5 protein-coding genes are annotated in these 2,490 nt (G+C 58.4%); 2 read left to right on the forward strand and 3 right to left on the reverse strand.

The window, feature by feature from the left end; translation table 11 throughout:
* Positions 1 to 119: 119 nt before the first annotated feature.
* Both VM163_00430 and VM163_00435 read left to right on the forward strand, forming a co-directional pair.
* Positions 120 to 323: a hypothetical protein gene (locus tag VM163_00430; protein HUT02343.1), complete on the forward strand. Its 204-nt coding sequence runs from the start codon at positions 120 to 122 to the stop codon at positions 321 to 323.
* A 216-nt stretch (positions 324 to 539) separates the two neighbouring features.
* A complete protein-coding gene (locus tag VM163_00435) occupies positions 540 to 1,481 on the forward strand; it encodes an ABC transporter ATP-binding protein (protein HUT02344.1) in 942 nt (313 codons plus the stop codon).
* 125 nt (positions 1,482 to 1,606) lie between these two features.
* On the opposite strand, the gene VM163_00440 is transcribed toward VM163_00435, so the two are convergent.
* From VM163_00440 to VM163_00450, 3 genes are all read right to left on the reverse strand, one after another.
* Positions 1,607 to 1,789, reverse strand: coding sequence for a hypothetical protein (locus VM163_00440; protein HUT02345.1), 183 nt, complete (start codon positions 1,787 to 1,789; stop codon positions 1,607 to 1,609).
* Positions 1,771 to 2,022 (reverse strand): aspartyl protease family protein, encoded by a 252-nt coding sequence (locus tag VM163_00445; protein HUT02346.1) that lies wholly within the window; start codon positions 2,020 to 2,022, stop codon positions 1,771 to 1,773. Before VM163_00445 ends, VM163_00440 begins: the two co-directional genes overlap by 19 nt.
* A 143-nt stretch (positions 2,023 to 2,165) precedes the next feature.
* On the reverse strand, positions 2,166 to 2,490 hold a 325-nt coding region (locus VM163_00450), incomplete at its 5' end, for a GDP-mannose 4,6-dehydratase (protein ID HUT02347.1).

The following is a 2,490-nucleotide window of genomic DNA, read 5'->3' on the forward strand; positions in this document are numbered from 1 at the left end:
CGAGAATCCCACGATTAGACCCACGATTAGAAGGGACAATAAGGTGGAATACCCGCCGCCAATTCTGGCCTCCGGATTAGATCTACTCAAGACCAGAAGCCTGTTTAATGAGATACAAAATGAGACGCAGAATAGCCTCCTACGATTACTTCCATCGAATCAACCATTATATCCCGCCTTCACAAAGCTTGTTTGCCTGGAAGGCCGGAGGGGAAGGGCAAACGGAGATTGACCGCCTTCAGAAGCCGTGCCTTGAGGCGATCCAGCAATGCATCTCGAAGATCGAGGATGAACTCAAAAAGATGCAACCAGCAGATCGCTAGTCAGCACACTATGGCATGCAGGTAAGCCACTTGATTCGGGACCAGGCGCGATGTCCGGCCGGGCTGCCGCGACGTCTCCGCGATGAGGCGCTTGCGCGGCCTCGGTAAGACCTGCAAGATCGAGTAGCCGGCATCCCCACCCACCTGCTATAATCTCCCCTGGTATTAAATCCCGCTTTCATATAGGGCTCCTGAGCCGAGGCTTCTATGACAAAGATGATTCTGAGTGGTGAGGGTCTCTTCAGGCATTTCTTGCTCAAGGATGGGCGGGCCAAGAGGCGGAAGCTAACTGCTGTGGATGACGTGTCATTCTCGGTTCGGGAGGGGGAGACGTTTGCGGTGGTGGGCGAGTCGGGCTCCGGCAAGACGACTCTGGCGATGCTTATGACCCGGCTGCTTGACCCAGACGGGGGCACGGTGTGCTTCGAGGGCCGGGATGTCTTCTCCCTCGACAGGAAAGAGCTCTTAGCCTTCAGACGGTCAGTCCAGATGATATTCCAGGACCCGTTCGCGTCGCTCGACCCCAGGATGAGAGTAGGAAGCATCATTGCCGAGGGTATGCGAATTCACCGGCTGTGCACGAGAGCGCAGCGGGCTCGCTGTGTGGGGGCGCTGCTGGAGCAGGTGGGGTTGTCCCCAGATGCAGCGAACAAGTTCCCGCACGAGTTCTCCGGGGGGCAGCGTCAGCGCATCGGCATCGCCAGGGCGCTTGCCGTGGAGCCGAGGCTCATCGTTGCGGACGAGCCTGTCTCGGCGCTGGATGTCTCCGTGCAGGGCAAGGTTCTGAACCTGCTGATGCGGCTTAAATCGACCAGGCACTTGACGTTCGTCATCATCGCCCACGACCTGCGGATGGTCGGTCAGACTGCCGACACGGTCGCGGTCATGTATCTCGGCAGCATCCTTGAACTTGCACCCGCGCGGGACCTCTTCTCAGAACCACTGCACCCATACACAAAGCTGCTTCTCGCGTCGGTCCCAGTGATTCAACGAAGACCGCCCGTGGTTTCCGCTGCGGTAACGGCCAATGACAAGCCGCGCGTGGGTGGCTGCAAATTCCGCGAGCGCTGTGCTGAGGCGCTCCCCCTGTGCGAGACGGCCAAGCCGCAGCTCAAGGACGTTGGAGGCGGGCGTCTGGTAGCCTGCCACCTGTATTAGGGTTCAGGAGTTGGAATTGCAGACCTCATGGGGGAAACGCCAGAAAGCGCAAGCAAAGAAGCCTCTGGCGTGGGTATAAGGAGTGGTTGAGAGGGGCAGCTTTCGCCCGATCAGGCTGGCCGCACCTACTTCACTAACATTTTCGGCAGATAGGGGCTTTCCGGGTTGACGATGAGCTTCTGACGTTTGGGATCGATGAGGACGTCCATGTCCTCCATGGCGATCGACCCAAGCAGGACCTCATTTCCCAGAACCAGCGCATTCAGCGCCCACACGCGGTTTTCAAACCTTATCTCGACTGGCCCCACGAAACCTCCACCTTCTCCGACTCGGCGTTCGCCAGCTCCGCCTCCGTGAACCGGACGTGGTCTAGGCCGAGCCGAATCGCGAGGCGTGTCGGCACGGCAATGGTCGAGGCGCCGCTATCGACAAGGGCATTGACGTCAGCCTGCCGTATCTTGTCCTCTTCCAGCATCCCACGCTTGAAGAGGCCAACATCGATGGCGTTCAGCAGCTTCAGTTTCGCATACACTATTTCCATATCAATCACCTCCTATTCCGATGCTACTCATCTTCAGGCCAATATCAAGAGCCGCAATATGAACTAACCTTGCCTGCTAAGAGCAGCTACATTGCAGACTCCCGAGGTCTGGCGCAGTGCAGCCCTGGTCTCGCCAACGATGCCTACCCCACGCGCCCACGCCAGAACATCAGAAGGTCCTCTAGCGTCTTATCCAGCGGGATTGTCGGCACCCACCCGGTAGCTTGCGTGAAGCGGTCGTGCGACCCAACGAGTAGAGAGACGTCACTGGCCCGAAGAAGCTCCCTGGAAACCTCGACCTCGATCTTCTTCTCGCTCAATGAGAGTAACGTCTCAAGGATTTCGCCTATCGACACCGCCCGGCCCGAGCAGATGTTGTATATCACCCCGGGCGCCCCCTTGTCGAGCGCAAGCGTGTACGCATGGGCAACGTCCCGAACATCCAAGAAATCGCGCCTGGCTTCGAGG

It is taken from the genome of bacterium (genome assembly GCA_035527515.1).
In the GTDB taxonomy this organism is placed as follows: Bacteria; B130-G9; B130-G9; order B130-G9; family B130-G9; genus B130-G9.

Bases quoted from the DNA above. Each gene is read 5' to 3' on its own strand.
- VM163_00430 (HUT02343.1), top strand. From the start codon at position 120: ATGAGACGCAGAATAGCCTCCTACGATTACTTCCATCGAATCAACCAT.
- VM163_00445 (HUT02346.1), bottom strand. From the start codon at position 2,022: ATGGAAATAGTGTATGCGAAACTGAAGCTGCTGAACGCCATCGATGTT.
- VM163_00435 (HUT02344.1), top strand. From the start codon at position 540: ATGATTCTGAGTGGTGAGGGTCTCTTCAGGCATTTCTTGCTCAAGGAT.